This window comes from Blautia sp. AM23-13AC, from assembly GCF_003435675.1.
Taxonomy (GTDB): Bacteria; Bacillota; Clostridia; order Lachnospirales; family Lachnospiraceae; genus Fusicatenibacter; species Fusicatenibacter saccharivorans.
Map to the genome: position 1 here is coordinate 1 of NZ_QTUL01000013.1, position 14,958 is coordinate 14,958.

The 14,958-nt window shown below is 48.8% G+C and carries 15 protein-coding genes and 4 pseudogenes; 2 read left to right on the top strand and 17 right to left on the bottom strand.

The window, feature by feature from the left end; all coding sequences use genetic code 11:
- Together DW642_RS12620 and DW642_RS12625 are read right to left on the bottom strand one after the other, a co-directional pair.
- Positions 1–1,118 (bottom strand): annotated as a pseudogene (locus DW642_RS12620) (type IV secretory system conjugative DNA transfer family protein); the annotation flags it as partial.
- Between the two features lie 85 nt (positions 1,119–1,203).
- Entirely contained in the window at positions 1,204–3,102 is a 1,899-nt protein-coding gene (locus DW642_RS12625) for an AAA family ATPase (RefSeq protein WP_117510398.1), read from the bottom strand.
- An 89-nt stretch (positions 3,103–3,191) separates the two neighbouring features.
- Here DW642_RS12625 and DW642_RS12630 point away from each other — a divergent pair, with 89 nt between their 5' ends.
- Positions 3,192–3,611, top strand: coding sequence for a nuclear transport factor 2 family protein (locus DW642_RS12630; RefSeq protein WP_117510399.1), 420 nt, complete (start codon positions 3,192–3,194; stop codon positions 3,609–3,611).
- 77 nt (positions 3,612–3,688) lie between these two features.
- On the opposite strand, the gene mobQ is transcribed toward DW642_RS12630, so the two are convergent.
- From mobQ to DW642_RS12695, 13 genes and pseudogenes are all read right to left on the bottom strand, one after another.
- Complete coding sequence (mobQ, locus tag DW642_RS12635) at positions 3,689–5,200, bottom strand: MobQ family relaxase (RefSeq protein WP_117510443.1); 1,512 nt, start codon at positions 5,198–5,200, stop codon at positions 3,689–3,691.
- Positions 5,201–5,433: 233 nt separating this feature from the next.
- Positions 5,434–5,727 (bottom strand): DUF3847 domain-containing protein, encoded by a 294-nt coding sequence (locus DW642_RS12640; protein WP_015540946.1) that lies wholly within the window; start codon positions 5,725–5,727, stop codon positions 5,434–5,436.
- A gap of 82 nt (positions 5,728–5,809) precedes the next feature.
- Positions 5,810–6,442 carry a hypothetical protein gene (locus DW642_RS12645; RefSeq protein ID WP_015540945.1) on the bottom strand — a complete coding sequence of 211 codons (633 nt, stop codon included), beginning with the start codon at positions 6,440–6,442 and terminating at the stop codon, positions 5,810–5,812.
- Positions 6,439–6,999 (bottom strand): RNA polymerase sigma factor, encoded by a 561-nt coding sequence (locus DW642_RS12650; protein WP_117510400.1) that lies wholly within the window; start codon positions 6,997–6,999, stop codon positions 6,439–6,441. The genes DW642_RS12645 and DW642_RS12650 overlap by 4 nt, the downstream gene beginning before the upstream one ends.
- An 85-nt stretch (positions 7,000–7,084) precedes the next feature.
- The gene (locus tag DW642_RS12655; RefSeq protein ID WP_117510401.1) at positions 7,085–7,387 is read right to left on the bottom strand and encodes a hypothetical protein; all 303 of its coding nucleotides are present in this window, start codon (positions 7,385–7,387) and stop codon (positions 7,085–7,087) included.
- Between the two features lie 133 nt (positions 7,388–7,520).
- Entirely contained in the window at positions 7,521–7,712 is a 192-nt protein-coding gene (locus DW642_RS12660; RefSeq protein WP_006060444.1) for a transposon-encoded TnpW family protein, read from the bottom strand.
- A gap of 79 nt (positions 7,713–7,791) precedes the next feature.
- A complete protein-coding gene (locus DW642_RS12665) occupies positions 7,792–9,642 on the bottom strand; it encodes a recombinase family protein (protein ID WP_330410145.1) in 1,851 nt (616 codons plus the stop codon).
- 56 nt (positions 9,643–9,698) lie between these two features.
- Positions 9,699–10,001 (bottom strand): annotated as a pseudogene (locus DW642_RS12670) (recombinase); the annotation flags it as partial.
- The gene (locus DW642_RS12675) at positions 9,998–10,498 is read right to left on the bottom strand and encodes a PcfB family protein (RefSeq protein WP_117510404.1); all 501 of its coding nucleotides are present in this window, start codon (positions 10,496–10,498) and stop codon (positions 9,998–10,000) included. The gene DW642_RS12675 and the pseudogene DW642_RS12670, both read right to left, overlap by 4 nt.
- 98 nt (positions 10,499–10,596) lie before the next feature.
- Positions 10,597–10,908 carry a DUF5720 family protein gene (locus tag DW642_RS12680; RefSeq protein ID WP_008728385.1) on the bottom strand — a complete coding sequence of 104 codons (312 nt, stop codon included), beginning with the start codon at positions 10,906–10,908 and terminating at the stop codon, positions 10,597–10,599.
- Positions 10,909–10,958: 50 nt separating this feature from the next.
- Positions 10,959–11,819, bottom strand: a complete 861-nt coding sequence (locus DW642_RS12685) for a DUF6017 domain-containing protein (RefSeq protein ID WP_117510405.1) — start codon at positions 11,817–11,819, stop codon at positions 10,959–10,961.
- Between the two features lie 66 nt (positions 11,820–11,885).
- Positions 11,886–12,176 (bottom strand): annotated as a pseudogene (locus DW642_RS12690) (DUF5720 family protein).
- Positions 12,177–12,188: 12 nt separating this feature from the next.
- Positions 12,189–12,467, bottom strand: a pseudogene (locus DW642_RS12695) (ParB/RepB/Spo0J family partition protein); the annotation flags it as partial.
- Between the two features lie 489 nt (positions 12,468–12,956).
- On the opposite strand from DW642_RS12695, the gene DW642_RS12700 reads away from it, so the two are divergent.
- Complete coding sequence (locus DW642_RS12700; RefSeq protein ID WP_117510406.1) at positions 12,957–13,205, top strand: DUF6061 family protein; 249 nt, start codon at positions 12,957–12,959, stop codon at positions 13,203–13,205.
- Between the two features lie 49 nt (positions 13,206–13,254).
- Here the strand turns inward: DW642_RS12700 and DW642_RS12705 are convergent, their stop codons facing one another.
- Positions 13,255–14,280, bottom strand: a complete 1,026-nt coding sequence (locus tag DW642_RS12705; RefSeq protein WP_055228679.1) for a sensor histidine kinase — start codon at positions 14,278–14,280, stop codon at positions 13,255–13,257.
- Positions 14,277–14,954, bottom strand: a complete 678-nt coding sequence (locus DW642_RS12710; protein WP_055228678.1) for a response regulator transcription factor — start codon at positions 14,952–14,954, stop codon at positions 14,277–14,279. The genes DW642_RS12705 and DW642_RS12710 overlap by 4 nt, the downstream gene beginning before the upstream one ends.
- Between the last annotated feature and the right edge of the window lie 4 nt (positions 14,955–14,958).

A 14,958-nucleotide genomic window follows, 5' to 3' on the forward strand; every position in this document is an offset into this window, starting at 1 on the left:
TGACCGACTTTCAGATAGTCACGACCCATGCGGCTCATGTCCTTGATACACAGATACTCCACATTCCCGGCTTCAACCTCTTTCATCATGGCTAAAAATCCGGGGCGGTCAAAACAAGTGCCGCTGATACCATCGTCCGTGAAATGGACAATGTTTGTAAAGCCCTGCCGTGCGGCGAAGTCCTCCAACATAGCCTTTTGATTGGATATGGAATTGCTCTCACGCTGTTGGTCATCATCTTTGCCAAAGTCATCACGGCTCAGTCGTTCGTACAGAGCTGTGATTTTCTCATTTTTTCTCATAACTTGCGCTCCTTTCTTCGGTTTTAGGTTGTGTGTTCTAAGAGACTTCCCAACCGCTTGATTAAGAAGTCTTTTAGAGCATACAACACCGGCTGCCAGCTTATATTTCTTATACTGCCGCACTGCGAAGTGGTTTGGCTTTTCCGATTCCAGTGCATCAAACATCAGGTCTACGGGATTTTTGAACTCCTCGTCATCCTCCCGGACTTCCATGGCGTTGATGAACTCGATGAGGGTGGAGAAGTTTTGCTCCTCCACCGGAGCTTCATAGTGGATATATCCGATCAATGCGCAATACAGCAATGTTTCCGCCTTGACCCAGAAATCGTCTCCGGCCTTGCCCTCGCCTTTGGTATTAGCGATTAGCGTTGTCACCAGCTTCAGAATATCCTTTTCCGAGTGGATGTATGCAAAGGGGTTATAGTGCATGGACTTCTTGAAGTTGATGGTATTTAGAACCTTGATGCGGTAAGGCTCATAAATGACCTTGCCATGCTTATCCTTCATGGGCTTTCCGTCCTTCCCCAGCTTGGGCGCACCCCTTTGGAGCATTTTTCCGCACTCCACCAAAATGGTTCCCTTCGGGTCAGTCACGACGTAGCTGCTGTGCATCTGCATCAGATTGGGTTTCAGCCAGAAGCGGGTCTTACCGGAACCGGAGCCGCCAATCACCAGTACATTTTTGTTTCTGGCAGTCTTGGGGTCCTTGGGGCGGCTGTTCATGGTCAGGCTCTCCGTTTTCGTCAGAATCACATTGTTCTGAAATACAGGATCAACGTAAGGTGCAATATCCTCACGGGTTCCCCATGAAGCGTTTTGTCAAGTGCTTTTTTGAGTTATTGACGCAAATTATCGTGAAAGTGCGAAAGTGCAAAGCGCAAAGGGTCTGCGTTTTGCACTTTCAGCTTGCGGGTTCGGGTGGCTGCTTCTTCTTGATGAAGTTGTACCATTGACCGCCGACACGCCTTGCGCCTAAAATGCCGCCCATGTCGCGCTTGGCGTTCTGTACCGTCCTTTCGGATATTCCGGCTTCGGCTGCGGCCTTTACAATGTCCTCGCTGGCAAACTCTTTCCCGTCTGCCAGTAAATCCAGTATCAGCCGTTCCGCCTGTTCGGTCTTGGTGGCGGTGTTGCCGCCCGCGCCGGACAGCAGCTCGTCAGCGGTGATGTCGTATTCGCCTATCCACGAAAAGCCCGTTTCCGGGTCAAGGCAAAAGGCAACGGGCTTGCCCTCCGGCGCAAGGGAAGATTTGTCATGGACGATAACGCGCACATTCGGTTCTCGCTTCACGCGCCCGATCAGCAGGACGCTCCGGGCGGCTGCGCGGAAGTCGATAGAACCTAATCCCCGGTACGCGCTCTGCCCTCCGGCTGCTTTGTTCAAATGTCCGATAAGGATAACGGCGCACCCGGTACGCTCGGCAACTTCGGCAAGGCGGCGGAACATGGGGCGCACTTCGTTTGCCCGGTTCATGTCGGTTTTTTCGCCCATGTACGCCTGTATGGGGTCAAGGATAATCAGACGCGCCCCGTTCTGTACGATTGCTTTCTCTATGCGCTCGTCAGATAGGGTAAGCTCTCGCTTGGCTTCATCAATCACAAGCACCCGGTCAAGGTCGGCTTTGGCTTCCATCAAGCGTGGCTTGACGGTATCGCCCAAACCGTCCTCGGCGGTCTGGTAAATCACTTGAAAGGGCTGCATGGGCTTCATGCCCGGCAGCGTTCCCCCGGTGGTGCAGGCGGCGGCAAGGCGTAGGGCAAAGGTGGTCTTGCCCTCGCCGGGATTGCCTTGCACAATGGTTACTTTCCCAAAGGGGATATACGGCTCCCATAGCCATTCAACGGTCTGTGTATCAACCTCGCTCATGCGGATAATCTCAACCGTTTCTTCCTGCGGCGGCTCTTTCAATCCATAGACCGCTTCACGCAAATACTTCCCGTCTGTGATTTCTCCCCGGCGCGTCTGTACCTCGTTCCAATCTTTGAAAAGAGGGATAAGGCGGTGGACGGTATATCCCTCCGGCATGAGCTTCACAAGGCGGCTGCAAGCGTCGTTTCCGGCTTCGTCGCTGTCAAGGCAGAGGTAGACGGTGGTAATGTTCGGACGGTCAGGGAGGAAACGCAAAAGGGCTTTTTCCCCCACGCCGCCCAGTGCCAGATAGCTTTGCTTCTGCCAGTCCTTTTTGAACAGACAGAGGAAAGATAACAGGTCTATCGGGGCTTCAAAGACAAACAATCTTTCGCCCTCGCCCCGGTAGCAGAAGTTAAAGGCTTTGTCGCTGCCTTTCACATCAAGCCGGAAGTTCCCGGCTGTGCCGCGCTGGTGGGCGTAGCGTGGTACTCCGTCCTCGTCCCGTCCTACGAATACGGCGTTATGGTGGGCGGCTTCCTCGTAAATATCCCCGCTGGCAAAGAAAAAGCCTGACACATCTTCATCAATGCGGCGGGCTGCTGTGAGGTAGTTCCTCGCTGTTCGGTTGTCGGGGCTGCGGGGCGGCAATCGAAAATCAGAGAGGGGCGCGGGGCTTGGTCTGTCCGGCGCGGCTGCTCCCTGTTCCCCTGTGAGAAGTTCAACGGCTTCGGTAAAGCTCTTTCCGAAAAACTCCATGACAAAATCGACGGGGCCGCCGCCCTTGCTCTGGCTGTGGCGATACCATTTATTTCCTCGGATAGTCATGCTGTCGTGCCGTTTCCAGCGGTATTCGTTCCCGGCGCGGGTAAGCTGCTCGCCCTGTCCGTGCAGAAAAGAAACAAGGTCGGCTTGGTTGGCGCGGTCTATTTGTTCTTGGGTGTAATACATAGTTGATACCTCTCTTTCTGTGGTTGAATTGTTCATAGTTTTGATGTAGAATGAAACCGAAAAATCGGAAGTTAGTGAGGTGCTGGATTGTGAATGAAAGAGAAAAAATTATTCACTTATGGTTTGAAATGTGGCTTACAAAACAGGATTTAGGTATTGATGATATTTTTGCAGAAGATGTAATTTATACTGAAAGCTGGTGTCCAAAATATAATAACCGTCAAATCGTAAAACACTGGTTTCAGGAATGGAATACTCGTGGCAAAGTCGTTGCTTGGGAAATCAAACAATTTTTCCACAAAGGAAATCAGACGATTGTGGAGTGGTATTTCAAAAATGAAATGAACAATGGGAGCATAGAGGAATTTGATGGAATTTCGCTGGTTGAATGGACAAAGGATAATAAAATAAAATCATTGAAAGAGTTTGGTTGCAATTTGAATAATTATAATCCTTATGAGCATAGTGACCAGCCCGAATTTAGGGACGAAAGAACAAGTTGGTTTTAATATTAGGGATCAATAGCGTCCATTTTATCAGAAAACATTTAGGACGGACAGGCAAAATAGCTTGCCCGTCCTTTTCTTTATCTCTCCTGTTCCTGCCGCTTGGTGCGGTTCTGTGTCTGCTCCGGCTGCTCGGCTTTCAGCGCAATATCCACGCATTTGCGTATCTTCTGAAGCTCGGCAACTTCGGCGCGGGCAGCTTTCAGTTTGGTGTAGTCGGTATCTCTCTGCGCTTTGAGGTCAGCGTATTCCTGTTTCCATTCGGAGATAGGCAGCGTCTTTGTATCCGTCAGATTTGCATGGAGATAGCGGCTTGCTGCGTTCCATAGAGTCAGCTCGGCGCGGTGGGCTTCCTCATACTTATCCCGTTTGTTCGTCCAGCCATTTTTCAGCTTTTTCAGTTCGGCATGAATGGGCTTGTACTGCAAATAATTCTCGCCGTTCTCTATCAGCTTTTGCAGCTCTTTCATGCGCTGCTCGGCGGTTTTCATTCCCTCCCGGATAGAAAAGGCTTCATCACTGACAGAGGAAAGAGAAGCGTCCAACTCGTCAAGAGTGGAGATACCATGCTCCGCAAGATAATTCGCTGCCTGTGATATGGTTTTCAGTTCGTCGGCTGCGTGTTGGTGCTGCCAGCTCTGCGAATACTTCCGGCTCTTTTCCCTCTGAACGCTCAAATACTTCATCAACAGATTTGCGAGGTTGGGAGATTGCGGCGGCTGCTCCGGGGCGGTTTCCCGCGCTTTGAACAGGTCGGCAATCCATTCCTTGAGCTTGCTAATCTGTGCCCGGATTTCCCGGATAAGGCGGTTTGTCTTTTGAATACTGCGGTTCAGTTCGCCTTTCTCGGTGGCGATACCTTTCTTCTCCATCTGGCAAGCCGCCACGCCCATGTGGACGGTGGGTATCTCGTCTATGCCGCGCTCGGCGTTGCTGCGGTGGTCGATACGCTCCGGGCTTCCGTTCCTCTCCAAAAAGTCGTTGGTAAAGTCAGCCCATGCCTTGCGCCACAAGAGGGTGTTGTCCTTGTCGTTCCAGCCTGTAAGGTCAATTTTGTGCGTCTTGTATCTGCCACTTGGCAAGCGGATACGCTCGCCGTTTTCATCAAGGTCATATTCCTTTTTGGATTTCGCTGTCCATGTGCCGCGCTCGTCAAGGGGGCGCATGGTAAGCATAATATGACAATGGGGGTTGCCGCTGTTGGTGTCGTGGATAACAAAATCCACACACATTCCTCTGGAAACAAATTGAGAGGAACAGTATTCCCGGACAAGCCGGATCTGTTCCTCTCTGGATAATTCTATGGGGAGTGCCGCGTCAATCTCTCTGGCAAGCTGGGCGTTCCCGGCTTTCTCGTAAAGCTCCACGCTGTTCCACAAGGTTGAACGGTCAGAGAAAGAGGGCGGGGCGTGGGGCGGCAGCATGATTTCTGTATGGACAACGCCGCCTTTGCGAGTGTAGTCATGGGTCATTCCGTCCCATTCGTTTGTCAGCTTTTCGCCGCTTCGGTAGGCGGCTGCGGCAACGGCTGATTTGCCTTTTCCTCGGCTCACAATGCCGATGTTCCAATGGTAAATGGCTATGGGTATCACCTCCCGGATAGGATAATAAAACCCGCAAAAATGGTACAGACGCCAACGGCGGGTGTACTGTTTTTGTGGGTGTGCAGGGATAGCCGCAAAGCGGCGCAAGGGGTGCAGCCCCTTGTTGCGGCAAAGCCGCCATATCGGAGCGCGGGGAAATCTCCCTGTGCGGAGACAAGCCCTCGGCAGAGCGCACACGCCCGTAAGGGTGTATAAGTGCGCCCTTAGTTCCTAAGGGATTTTCAGCTTGTCGCTCCCTCTGCTCGTTTTTTCAGATATTCCCGCGCTGGTTCACTCGTCAAGGCAAGCCGGAGAAGTGCTGTGGCTTCCTCGTCGGTCATGTTCTTTGCTTCCGGCACAATGCTTTCAAAGACCGCGCCCCGGACAATAAGGCGGTGGTTTCTCTCCCGGCGTTCCTCGCGGGACAGCTTTTGCCGCAAAATCTTTTCTCTGTTTTCGTATTGCTGGATTTTCTTCTTGCTGTCCTCAATCTCGGCGGTCAATTCCTCGCGGGTTTTCTCTCTCGGTTTCGTCATAGCTGGTCGCTCCTTTCTGCCTGTCGGCATAGAAAAAGGACAGTCGATTTTCTCGGCTGTCCCTTGTGGGTGTCAATCAAAGTTATTTTTCTTGGTCTGCGTCAACCGTTCCGGCACCGTCATCAATATATAGCTCGGCTGGAATTGAACTGACAGTAAGCTGTTTTTCTGGCGGTAATGAATTATACCACTCAAGCCATTTAAGGGTTTCTTCGGATAAGTCCGATTTGTTAAATAACTGTCCTTCAAATTCAACTGTTTCATTTTCTGCATTTTCCAAATTACTATATAAGAAATATTTACCATCAATTAAAATCACAATATCATTTTCATATTGATATACTTTAGCGCCTACAATATCGTCATTAGCTTGGAAATTTTCTTTTGGCTCTTGTGATGAACTAACTTTGCTTTCGATTTCCCCTAAATAAATGAACTGGCTTTCTTTGTCTGTAAGACTGGGTTGACTATCAGCATATTGATACAACTTGTTATTTACATAAACCATAGGAGCCAAATCTCCAGAAACAGGGGGATTAGAGCCATTAAGTAAACGAGGAATTGTAGCTACACAAATTATAAGGCAAAGACAGGCTGCCATAACTCCCCACTTTATCCACACAGGCTTTTTCATTTTCTTTTTGTAGTTGAGTGCTTCGTCAACATATTTTGTATCAAGCTCGCTCATAGCGTCGGAGAATTTCTTTGCGTTCATACGAATACCTCTCTTTCAATTAAGTATTGCTTCATCTTCTCGCGGATACGGGTCAGCCGGACGGAGATATTTTTCTCCGAAAGTCCCACAAGCTCGGCTATATCCTTGTAGCTATCGGAAAACCAATAGCGGCGCATGAAGATAACGCGATTTTCAACGGTCAGCGTGTCCAAAAAGTCCTCGATAATACGGGCTAACTCTCTGGCTTCAATTTCATCTTCAACGGTTTTCTGGTCTGCGATACAGGCTTCGATTTCTTCTAAAGCAATCGTATAGTGACTACTCCGTTTTGCAGCTTCCTTTCTCCAATAGATTTTGAGTGAAATGTTCCGAACAATTTTCACTATGTAGGACAGAAGCGGGTTAGGCCGCGCCGGGGGAATGGCGTTCCATGCGCCTAAATAAGCGTCGTTTACACATTCCTCCGCGTCTTGTCTGCTCCCTACGATATGGTAGGAAAGATTGTGGCAGACTTTTCCGTATTTTATGTCCAATTCCCGTATGCCCTGTTCTGAACGCTCGAAAAACATTTCTATGATTTTTTCATCGTCTATCAATCGCACCGCCTCCTTTCTGGCTTCACCTATATACTACGGTTTTAGCGGCGAATACTACATCAAATCTCAAACTTTTTCAAAAAAATTATATCACACTTCGCCGGAGATTGCTTGCAGTAGCTTTTGCCGCTTCGCTGGCGGCTTTCCGTCGTTCCTTGCTGTATGGGGCGGTCAGACGGAAAGAGAAACGCCCCTTTGCAATATCAAACTCCATGCAGCCCGTTTCCGGGTCTGTGTCCGTCTGCTGGCAGATTGCCGGATAACGGCGGTTGTATGCAAGCAGACGCTTCTTTAAGGCGGTGTTGTGGGTGCGGATATGGATAAGGGTGTCTTTCTCGTCAAACCATATATCGGTGGTCTTTTCCTGCTTGGTAAGCCCTGTTTTCATAAACTCTCCTTTCTGCGCCCCTGTTACGCAATAGGGGCATTTTTCGGGTGTTTTTCCCGGCTCTTGACTTGGGGAAAATGAGGATTTTCAAATAGAAACCGCCCGGACAGGGAATGGTTCGTCAGGGCGGCTGTTATCGCAAGATTTCTGTTTTTTCCGGCTCTTGACCGTCAGACGCGGATAAACGCGAGCTGTCGGCAAGCACCAGTTTGAGCAGCTTGTCGCGGAATGTTTCTGTGCTGCTGTGATTGAAAAACAACTCCGCAACAATGGTCTGCCCGTTCCTCTGGGTCGTGATGATGCTGTCGGGGGTCTGTTCTGCCATAGGCGGCTCCTTTCTTTGGGCGCAAAAGAGGGATTTCCCGTAGTTCGGAAAATCCCTCTTGGTTGACGGTTATTCTGTTTTACTGTGCGGGCTGTGCGGCGGCTGCCTGCGCCTTTCTCTTTGCCCGGTATTCCCGCGCTTTCATGCGGTCATACTCCCGCTGCTTTTCAAGGTTTCTCGCCCGGTACTCCCTTGAATACTGCCGGTGGTAGGCGCGGCTCTTTTCCTTTTTGGCTTCTTCGATTTCCCCCCGCATTTGCTGGATTTCCTGCTCGGTCGGCTCTGCAAGCTGTGTCACTTCGTTCTCAAACTTGCCGATATAATTGAAATATATGCTGATGTGCTGGATTGCGTATCTCGCCCTTTTCTGGTCGCGCTCATGCACTTCAATCCGGCTGATAAACTCGTTGAGAATGGCGGGGGTAAGCTCGGTAAAGGCAGCATGGCGTTCCGTCAGCTTCAAAAACTTCTGCGCCCGTCCTCCCGCGTTCTCATAAGCGGATAGCTGCTCTTGGAGCGTGGCAAGCTCCGCTTTCAGCGTGTAGTATTCTTCTGAATACTTCTGCGACATCTGCTCATAGCGGTCTTGTGAGATCGCGCCGAGGGCGTTGTCCTCATAGAGCTTGTTCAGCACCTTGTCAATCTGTTCAAGGCGCGTCGTGATTTGCGGGATACGCTTCTGCTGTTTCTTGGTCTGGTTGGTCTGCTGCATGGCAAGGTTCTTTTTCACTAAGGCTTCAAACTCCGCCCGATTGCTGATAGAATAGTCCTCGATTTTCTTCAGCACTTCCGCGATGGTCTGCATGAGCAAGTCCGCGTCCATGATGTGCGGGGAATGGCATTTGGGGTTCTTGGCTTTTCCCTTGTGGTACTCGCTGCAAAAAGCAACATGCCGCTTGCCGCCGTTCCGGTAATCTATACGAATGTGCATTTTTGCGCCGCAGTCCTTACAGAAAAGCAAGCCGGACAGAGGGTGGATTTCCCCGTCCCCGTTGGGGCGTCTGACGGGTGCGTTTTCCAAAATCCGCTGTACAGTTTCAAAATCGCTGCGGCTGATAATCGGCTCATGCACATTTTCTGTGATGTGCCACTGGCTCCGGTCTACATAGTGGTTATGTTTATCCCGGAAATGCTTTGTAGTCTTGAAGTTGACTACATCGCCGCAATACTCCTGCCGTGTGAGGATATGGGTCAAGGTGGCTTTGTTCCACTTGCAGCGGTTATCCTCATTGAGCGTCTTATTTTTACAAGTTCCCCTCCCTCGGTCTTTCATGTAGAAAGTGGGGGTTGGGATTTGCTCCTGTGTCAGATGCACGGCGATTTGGTTGCGGTTTTTCCCGCCGATAAACAGACGGAAAATCAAACGGACAACCTCGGCGGCTTCCTCGTCGATTATCCAAAAATCCTTGTTGTCCGGGTCTTTGACATAGCCGTAAGGGGCTTCGGTGACAATCGGCTTTCCACTCATGCCTTTGGTCTTAATGCCCGTTTTCACTTTCTTGCTGATGTCCTTTGCGTACCACTCCGACATGATATTGATAAAGGGCGCAAACTCCAATGTGTCGGGCTTCTCGCTGTCTATCCCGTTGTTGACCGCGATAAAACGCACATTGTTCCGTCTGAATATCTCCATCGCGTTGCCTACTTGGAGATAGTCGCGCCCCCAGCGGGTAAGGTCTTTCATAATGCAGACACCGATTTTCCCGTTTTCCACATCGTCCATCATGCGGGAGTAGGCGGAACGGTCAAAAAACCTGCCGCTTTCGTCATCGTCGATGTAGTGCCGGATATTGGTTAGGTGCTGCCCTCTGGCATAGTTCTCCAAAAATATTTTTTGGTTCTGTATGCTGTTGCTTTCGCCGCCGTCCCTGTCCTCGTCGCCTACGGAAAGGCGGGAGTAAAGGGCTGTAATTTTGCTATAATCAGTCATGTGCATAACCTCCTGTGCGTCCATGTATGTGTCATTTACACTTAAAATTATGCACTCCAGCGGGCCGAACCATATTCCAAACCATGTCGATATTTCTTGGCGTTCTTGCTTTTAAGATACACTGCCAGCCTCAGACTGCCTCCACAACACAGCCCTACCAACAAGTCCAATGGATGCAGGCTTGGCCAGAAACTTTGCAACGCCCCAGGCAGAACCGCAACCAGCGAAAGAAACTTTTCTGAAGCATCCGCCCCTTGTGCCATTCGCCATGCCTCTCCAAAATTGGTAGCAAACAGCCCCAACAGGATATACGGCATATTCAGCAAAATGAGCTTTTTGATGTCCAATGTCTTTTTCATCGTTCCAGCTCCTTTCGCTTGGTGCGATCCACCACAGCATTTTTAACCATCTCTTTGAACTGGTTAAGTTTTGCCAGTACGGACGGGTGCTCTGTTTTCGTTGCCTTTTTGACCTTTTTGTTGGTGTACTCTGTAAAAGCTGCTGTCAGAGCATCTGCATCACGGCCTTTGAAAAAAATCAGGTACTTTGGCGGAGAACTGCTGCGGTCCTTTTTCACCGCATAATCCACACCATATTTCCGGGCGATTTTCTCAAACTCCTTGATAGAGGGGTCTGTGATCTCAATGTTGGATATTCCCTGATTCTGCCCGACAAGCTGCTTCACAGTCTGTTTTCCATGCGGAACAACCGGCGCATCACGGCTTCTCTGTTTTTCCAGCTTCTTTTCCTTTCGATGTGCCATGTACTTGCTTATGGCAGCCTTAAACATTCTGCCGGTAAACTTTGTTCCACTGACAACCAGCGTCAAAGTTCTGTTTTCCACTTCTTCCTGCATTTTCTCGCCTCCTTTCCACGAAGTTTGCAGGGAATCTCTTTTTTTGCTAAGGCGGAACCACCAGCCGCCGCAGAAGATAACGCTTCATACCGCCCTCCTTAGCGTAACTGGTCAGAACGGTCATAGTGCAGATTGCCCTGACGTACCTTTGCGTGGCTCAAAATCTTAATCTGCCCCTTTTCCTGACTATCCAGTGCTTTTTCATAACCGGTATCCGACAGGAACAGGCGGGTTCGTTCGCCTTTCCAGCCAACAGGGGAATCGTTCGTCAGCACATCAAAAATAATCATGTGCCGGGTGTCCTCCGCAAAACGCTGGAGGTCCATATATCCATGACCGTGATAATTCTGCGCTCCTGCCTTTGCCCGCATTTCTTCCATCAGCTGCCCTATGGTCTTTCCCTCAGACATCATGCTTGCTCCTTTCTCCCGGCAGTTCCGGGCAATAAAAAAGCGACCATTTACCAGCCGCCATACAGATCGTGATTTACTTGTGAAGTGTAATGATTGCTTATCGTGGTCGGTGCATTGAACAGAACGGTCAGAAGATACTGCTTCATGTTGCGAATTTCCGTGGTGTTCTTCTGTAAACAGTCCATGACAAACTCAATGTGCGAGTTATCCAGCTTCAAGAACCTGGAACGAACGATTTCATGCGGAAAATCACTTCCTGCAATACGGGTGGTCTTTCGCTTTGCACAGACCGTTTCCACGATTAGCTCCACAATCTCATCCAAATCCTCCCGATAAGTTTCATACTGCTGACACAGGTATTCATACCCGATATTCTCCTGAATCAATTCCCGATAACTCTCTATCTCTGTGAGTGACATCGCATCCCTTCCTTTCCGTTCCGGCAGACAATCTGCCGCGCAATCCCGGAAGGGAATGGAATCGGTACTTGATCCATAAATATTTTGTTTTTGAGTATTTGATTTCTCTATATTTAATTCTGCGGGCTTTTCCGTATCCGGTTTATCCATATACGGGTTTTCCGTATCTGGTGAATCCGTATCCGGTTTTCTAAGCTGTGGCTGCTCGTATATGACATACTCTGTATCGCTGATGCGTCCCTGCCGGTCACGCAGCTTGTGCCGCACAATGTAACCGGCAGCCTCCAATTCCCGCAACGCAACGCCTATGGCATCCACGCCCTCCTTACAGATCTTTGCAAGACCACGGGTGGTGTAATTCCAGTCCTCTGGCAAAGATAACATCATGGAAAGCAGTCCATTGGCTTTTAACGACAGGTTTGCATTTCGTAAATGATGATTGCTCATCACGGTATAATCACGGGTCCGTTCAATGCGAAAAACGGCCATCGACCTCACTCCTTCCAAATTTTGGGTACAAAAAAACCACAATCCTAAATCAAAGAATTGTGGCGTTCAACTTTCTCTATATTTTCTTGTGCATTTCTTTCCCGGCTTAAAGTCGAGGATGTGTCCCTCAACAACACGGGCATACCGCTTGATTTTGATTTTCCGGCGCTGATGATCTTGGAGAGCGTTCTAATAGCTGTCCTCTGCAAGAAACAGACGCATTTCATCACCTCTGCTCCCGTAAGCACTGCACGGATGGAGAACAACAAATTCAATCATCCATCGGGTGCTGTCCTTAAAGCGTTCCACAGCAAGAATGTTATGTCCTTTCAGCTCCCTTGCTAAAATATCTTTCATAGGCGGCTCCTTTCATCGCTCCTGGTCTCTCTGACGTTTACGCTGCCATTGTTCCAATAGCTTGATAATGGTCTCCTGCATCCTGGCTGGTGTGTAGCTTCTGGGAAAATACTTCCGCAGAGTGTCAGAAGTAAAAGTAACCCTGTCCAGCAGTTCGGGAATCAGTTCTGTCAGTCGAATAAATCTTTGAACCTGATTTCTACTTGACCCCGCCTGTTGTGCCAAAATTTCGTCAGCCCGCAACTTCGTCCCAACTTGGGACGAAGTTAAATCCACTCGCTCTCCCTGATGCAAGCACGATAGTCACTTTCCTCCTCGCCATGACAAAAAGCACCCAGTTATTTGTTACTGAGTGCCTGCATTAGAATCGTATTTAATTGTTCAGATTTGGTCAGATTATGCCAAACCCTCCAGCGAAAAATCCGGTGTCTGAGAGTGCCAAATCACCCTCAAAAATACCCCCGAAATTGTTCTCTGGTTGTCCTATTTTTTAACCACTAAGACCGTTTTTTGACCCCATTTTTGCCGACTGTCCTATATTTAACCACTAAAAATCGGGTGAAAACGGCTCTCGTTTTGCCAAATTTGTTCAAACCATATCAGTCCGTTTAGATATAGTAAAACCCCGGAAAACCTTGGCTTAACAGTGATAAGGAACTAATTTACTTATCAACTGTTAGCTGACGGTTTCCGGGGTGCATACGGACAAATCCCGTCTGATTTCTAACAGAAAGTCAGACGGGATTTTCGCTTTATATTACGAATTATGGAGGACATACCATGAAAACCTTAATATCTTGTGCCTACAATATGGATAATTGCTGTGTGGAAGTGAAATTCAGCGACGGCAGTATGATTGCGATTGACACTATCGTCGTTGAGAACGAGATTGCTGACAATATGTATCAGCGGTCAGAGCTGGATTATTTGATCTACAACGCTCCTTTGGAGTATGCAGACCTTATCTTGAACGGCGATCCCGAAACCTATTTGAAAACTGTAACAGGATACAAGCCTTGGGATAGCTGACAACACGCTGCCCGCAGGAGAAAATCCTGCGGGCGTTTTTCTGTTTATATTATTTCCCTCCGTTGGATCTCAATTTAGGAAAGAAGATGACAATCTTGAAGCTCTTTCCCCACTGGGAAGCTGCTTCCAGATGAAGATTTAGATCGTCGGCCATCTTCTTAACCAGGTAAAGTCCCATACCGGTAGCCTTCTTTCTGCTGTCAGTAGAATCCCCGGTAAAGCCCTTTTGAAAAATGTACGGCAGATTATATTTTTTTACGCCAATGCCGTTATCTTCAACAGAAAGGATATCTGCAGTCTCCGAATGTATCACGGAAATTGTAAGCATGGGACTATCGCTGCTATATTTGATGGCATTGCTAACGATTTGTCCCAACATAAACTGAAGTCCTCTACGGTCTGTATAGACTGTTTCAGATTGCAGTTTGTTGAGAATGACAAAATGCTTCTCTTCAAGAAGTGGGGCATAGTCCTCCAGAACTTCACCCAAGCAGTCATTCAAATTGACATCCTCAAATCGGTAATCCTTTGTACTGCTCTTCAACCGGGCATAGTACAGCATCTGCGTGACATCCTCCTGAAGCTGACTGCGGACATAATCCAGCTTTGCTTGCAGGGAAGGAGAGATTTCATCGTTCCGGTTATCCAAGAGCATGGTCAGCAACGATAGGGGCGTTTTCGCTTCATGTGCCCAGCCCTCCACGTATTCTTCATAGTCCCGTAGGGCATCCGCCATATTGTTACTCTCGTTTTTGTATTCCCGTAAAACCGAAGCCAAAAATCGGACAGATTCTCCTTCTTTCTGACTAATGGCACTGAGCAGCCGTTCTTCATTGCAGATGGTAGGATCACTGAGGAAATCTCGGAACAGTTCCATGTGGGTGTTCTCCCTCTTGTTTAGTACAAACAGAATCGCTGAAAACAAAAGGATGCTCGTCAGAACTACTAACCCGATCAAGGTTTGAAATACCTGAATGTCAGAAATCCAAAGAATGACAGCGCAAAAGCAATCCACGCCCAGCAGCAACAGAAGCCAGGGGTAGTACCGTTCTATCATGTGCCAAAGCTGCTTCATAGAGACACCTCCGCTTCCAAACGGTAGCCCATTCCTCGAACTGCAACGATTCGCTGCTTCATTTCAAGGGCGGACATCGTTTTTTTCAGCCGGGTTAGGTTAACCTGCAAGGCATTTTCATCTATGTATTCCGTGGTTCCCCATAGTGCCATGCAAAGCTGCTCCGTCGTGACCAGAGCATCGCCGCCGGACAAAAGAGCGACCAACAGTTTTCCCTGATTTTTTGGAAGCACCACAGAGGTATTATGAATATAAAGCGTGTAGGTCTGCTGGTCTAACAGGAAATCTGGTCCCTCTATGAGATTGGTACGGCCTTCATACCTTTTGAGAATATTGGATACCCTGGCAAGAAGTCGATCTTTTCTGCACGGCTTCGTCAAATATTCATCGGCACCCAACTGGAACGCTTGCAGTTCATCCTTTACCTGATCTCTGGAAGTCAGCACCAGGACGGGGATAGCAGTTTTATTCTTTAGCTCCTGGCAGATTTGAAAGCCACTGATCTCCGGCAAGTTCAGGTCTAAGATCACAAGGTCAGGGCGGAGGGCTGCCAAGAGCCGAGCGGCATCTTCAAACTCGGTAATTGCCTCCACAAGATAGCCGTCCTTTTGGAGCATATCGCAGAGTTCTTCCCGCATATAGACTTCATCTTCCACAACAGCAATTCTTTTCATGACA

What these genes read in the sequence shown, in the direction of transcription:
- DW642_RS12705 (WP_055228679.1), bottom strand. Translation starts at nt 14,280, where the DNA reads ATGAAGCAGCTTTGGCACATGATAGAACGGTACTACCCCTGGCTTCTG.
- DW642_RS12700 (WP_117510406.1), top strand. Translation starts at nt 12,957, where the DNA reads ATGAAAACCTTAATATCTTGTGCCTACAATATGGATAATTGCTGTGTG.
- DW642_RS12655 (WP_117510401.1), bottom strand. Translation starts at nt 7,387, where the DNA reads ATGAAAACAGGGCTTACCAAGCAGGAAAAGACCACCGATATATGGTTT.
- DW642_RS12675 (WP_117510404.1), bottom strand. Translation starts at nt 10,498, where the DNA reads ATGCAGGAAGAAGTGGAAAACAGAACTTTGACGCTGGTTGTCAGTGGA.
- DW642_RS12645 (WP_015540945.1), bottom strand. Translation starts at nt 6,442, where the DNA reads ATGAACGCAAAGAAATTCTCCGACGCTATGAGCGAGCTTGATACAAAA.
- DW642_RS12710 (WP_055228678.1), bottom strand. Translation starts at nt 14,954, where the DNA reads ATGAAAAGAATTGCTGTTGTGGAAGATGAAGTCTATATGCGGGAAGAA.
- DW642_RS12680 (WP_008728385.1), bottom strand. Translation starts at nt 10,908, where the DNA reads ATGTCTGAGGGAAAGACCATAGGGCAGCTGATGGAAGAAATGCGGGCA.
- DW642_RS12660 (WP_006060444.1), bottom strand. Translation starts at nt 7,712, where the DNA reads ATGGCAGAACAGACCCCCGACAGCATCATCACGACCCAGAGGAACGGG.
- DW642_RS12665 (WP_330410145.1), bottom strand. Translation starts at nt 9,642, where the DNA reads ATGACTGATTATAGCAAAATTACAGCCCTTTACTCCCGCCTTTCCGTA.
- DW642_RS12685 (WP_117510405.1), bottom strand. Translation starts at nt 11,819, where the DNA reads ATGGCCGTTTTTCGCATTGAACGGACCCGTGATTATACCGTGATGAGC.
- DW642_RS12625 (WP_117510398.1), bottom strand. Translation starts at nt 3,102, where the DNA reads ATGTATTACACCCAAGAACAAATAGACCGCGCCAACCAAGCCGACCTT.
- DW642_RS12640 (WP_015540946.1), bottom strand. Translation starts at nt 5,727, where the DNA reads ATGACGAAACCGAGAGAGAAAACCCGCGAGGAATTGACCGCCGAGATT.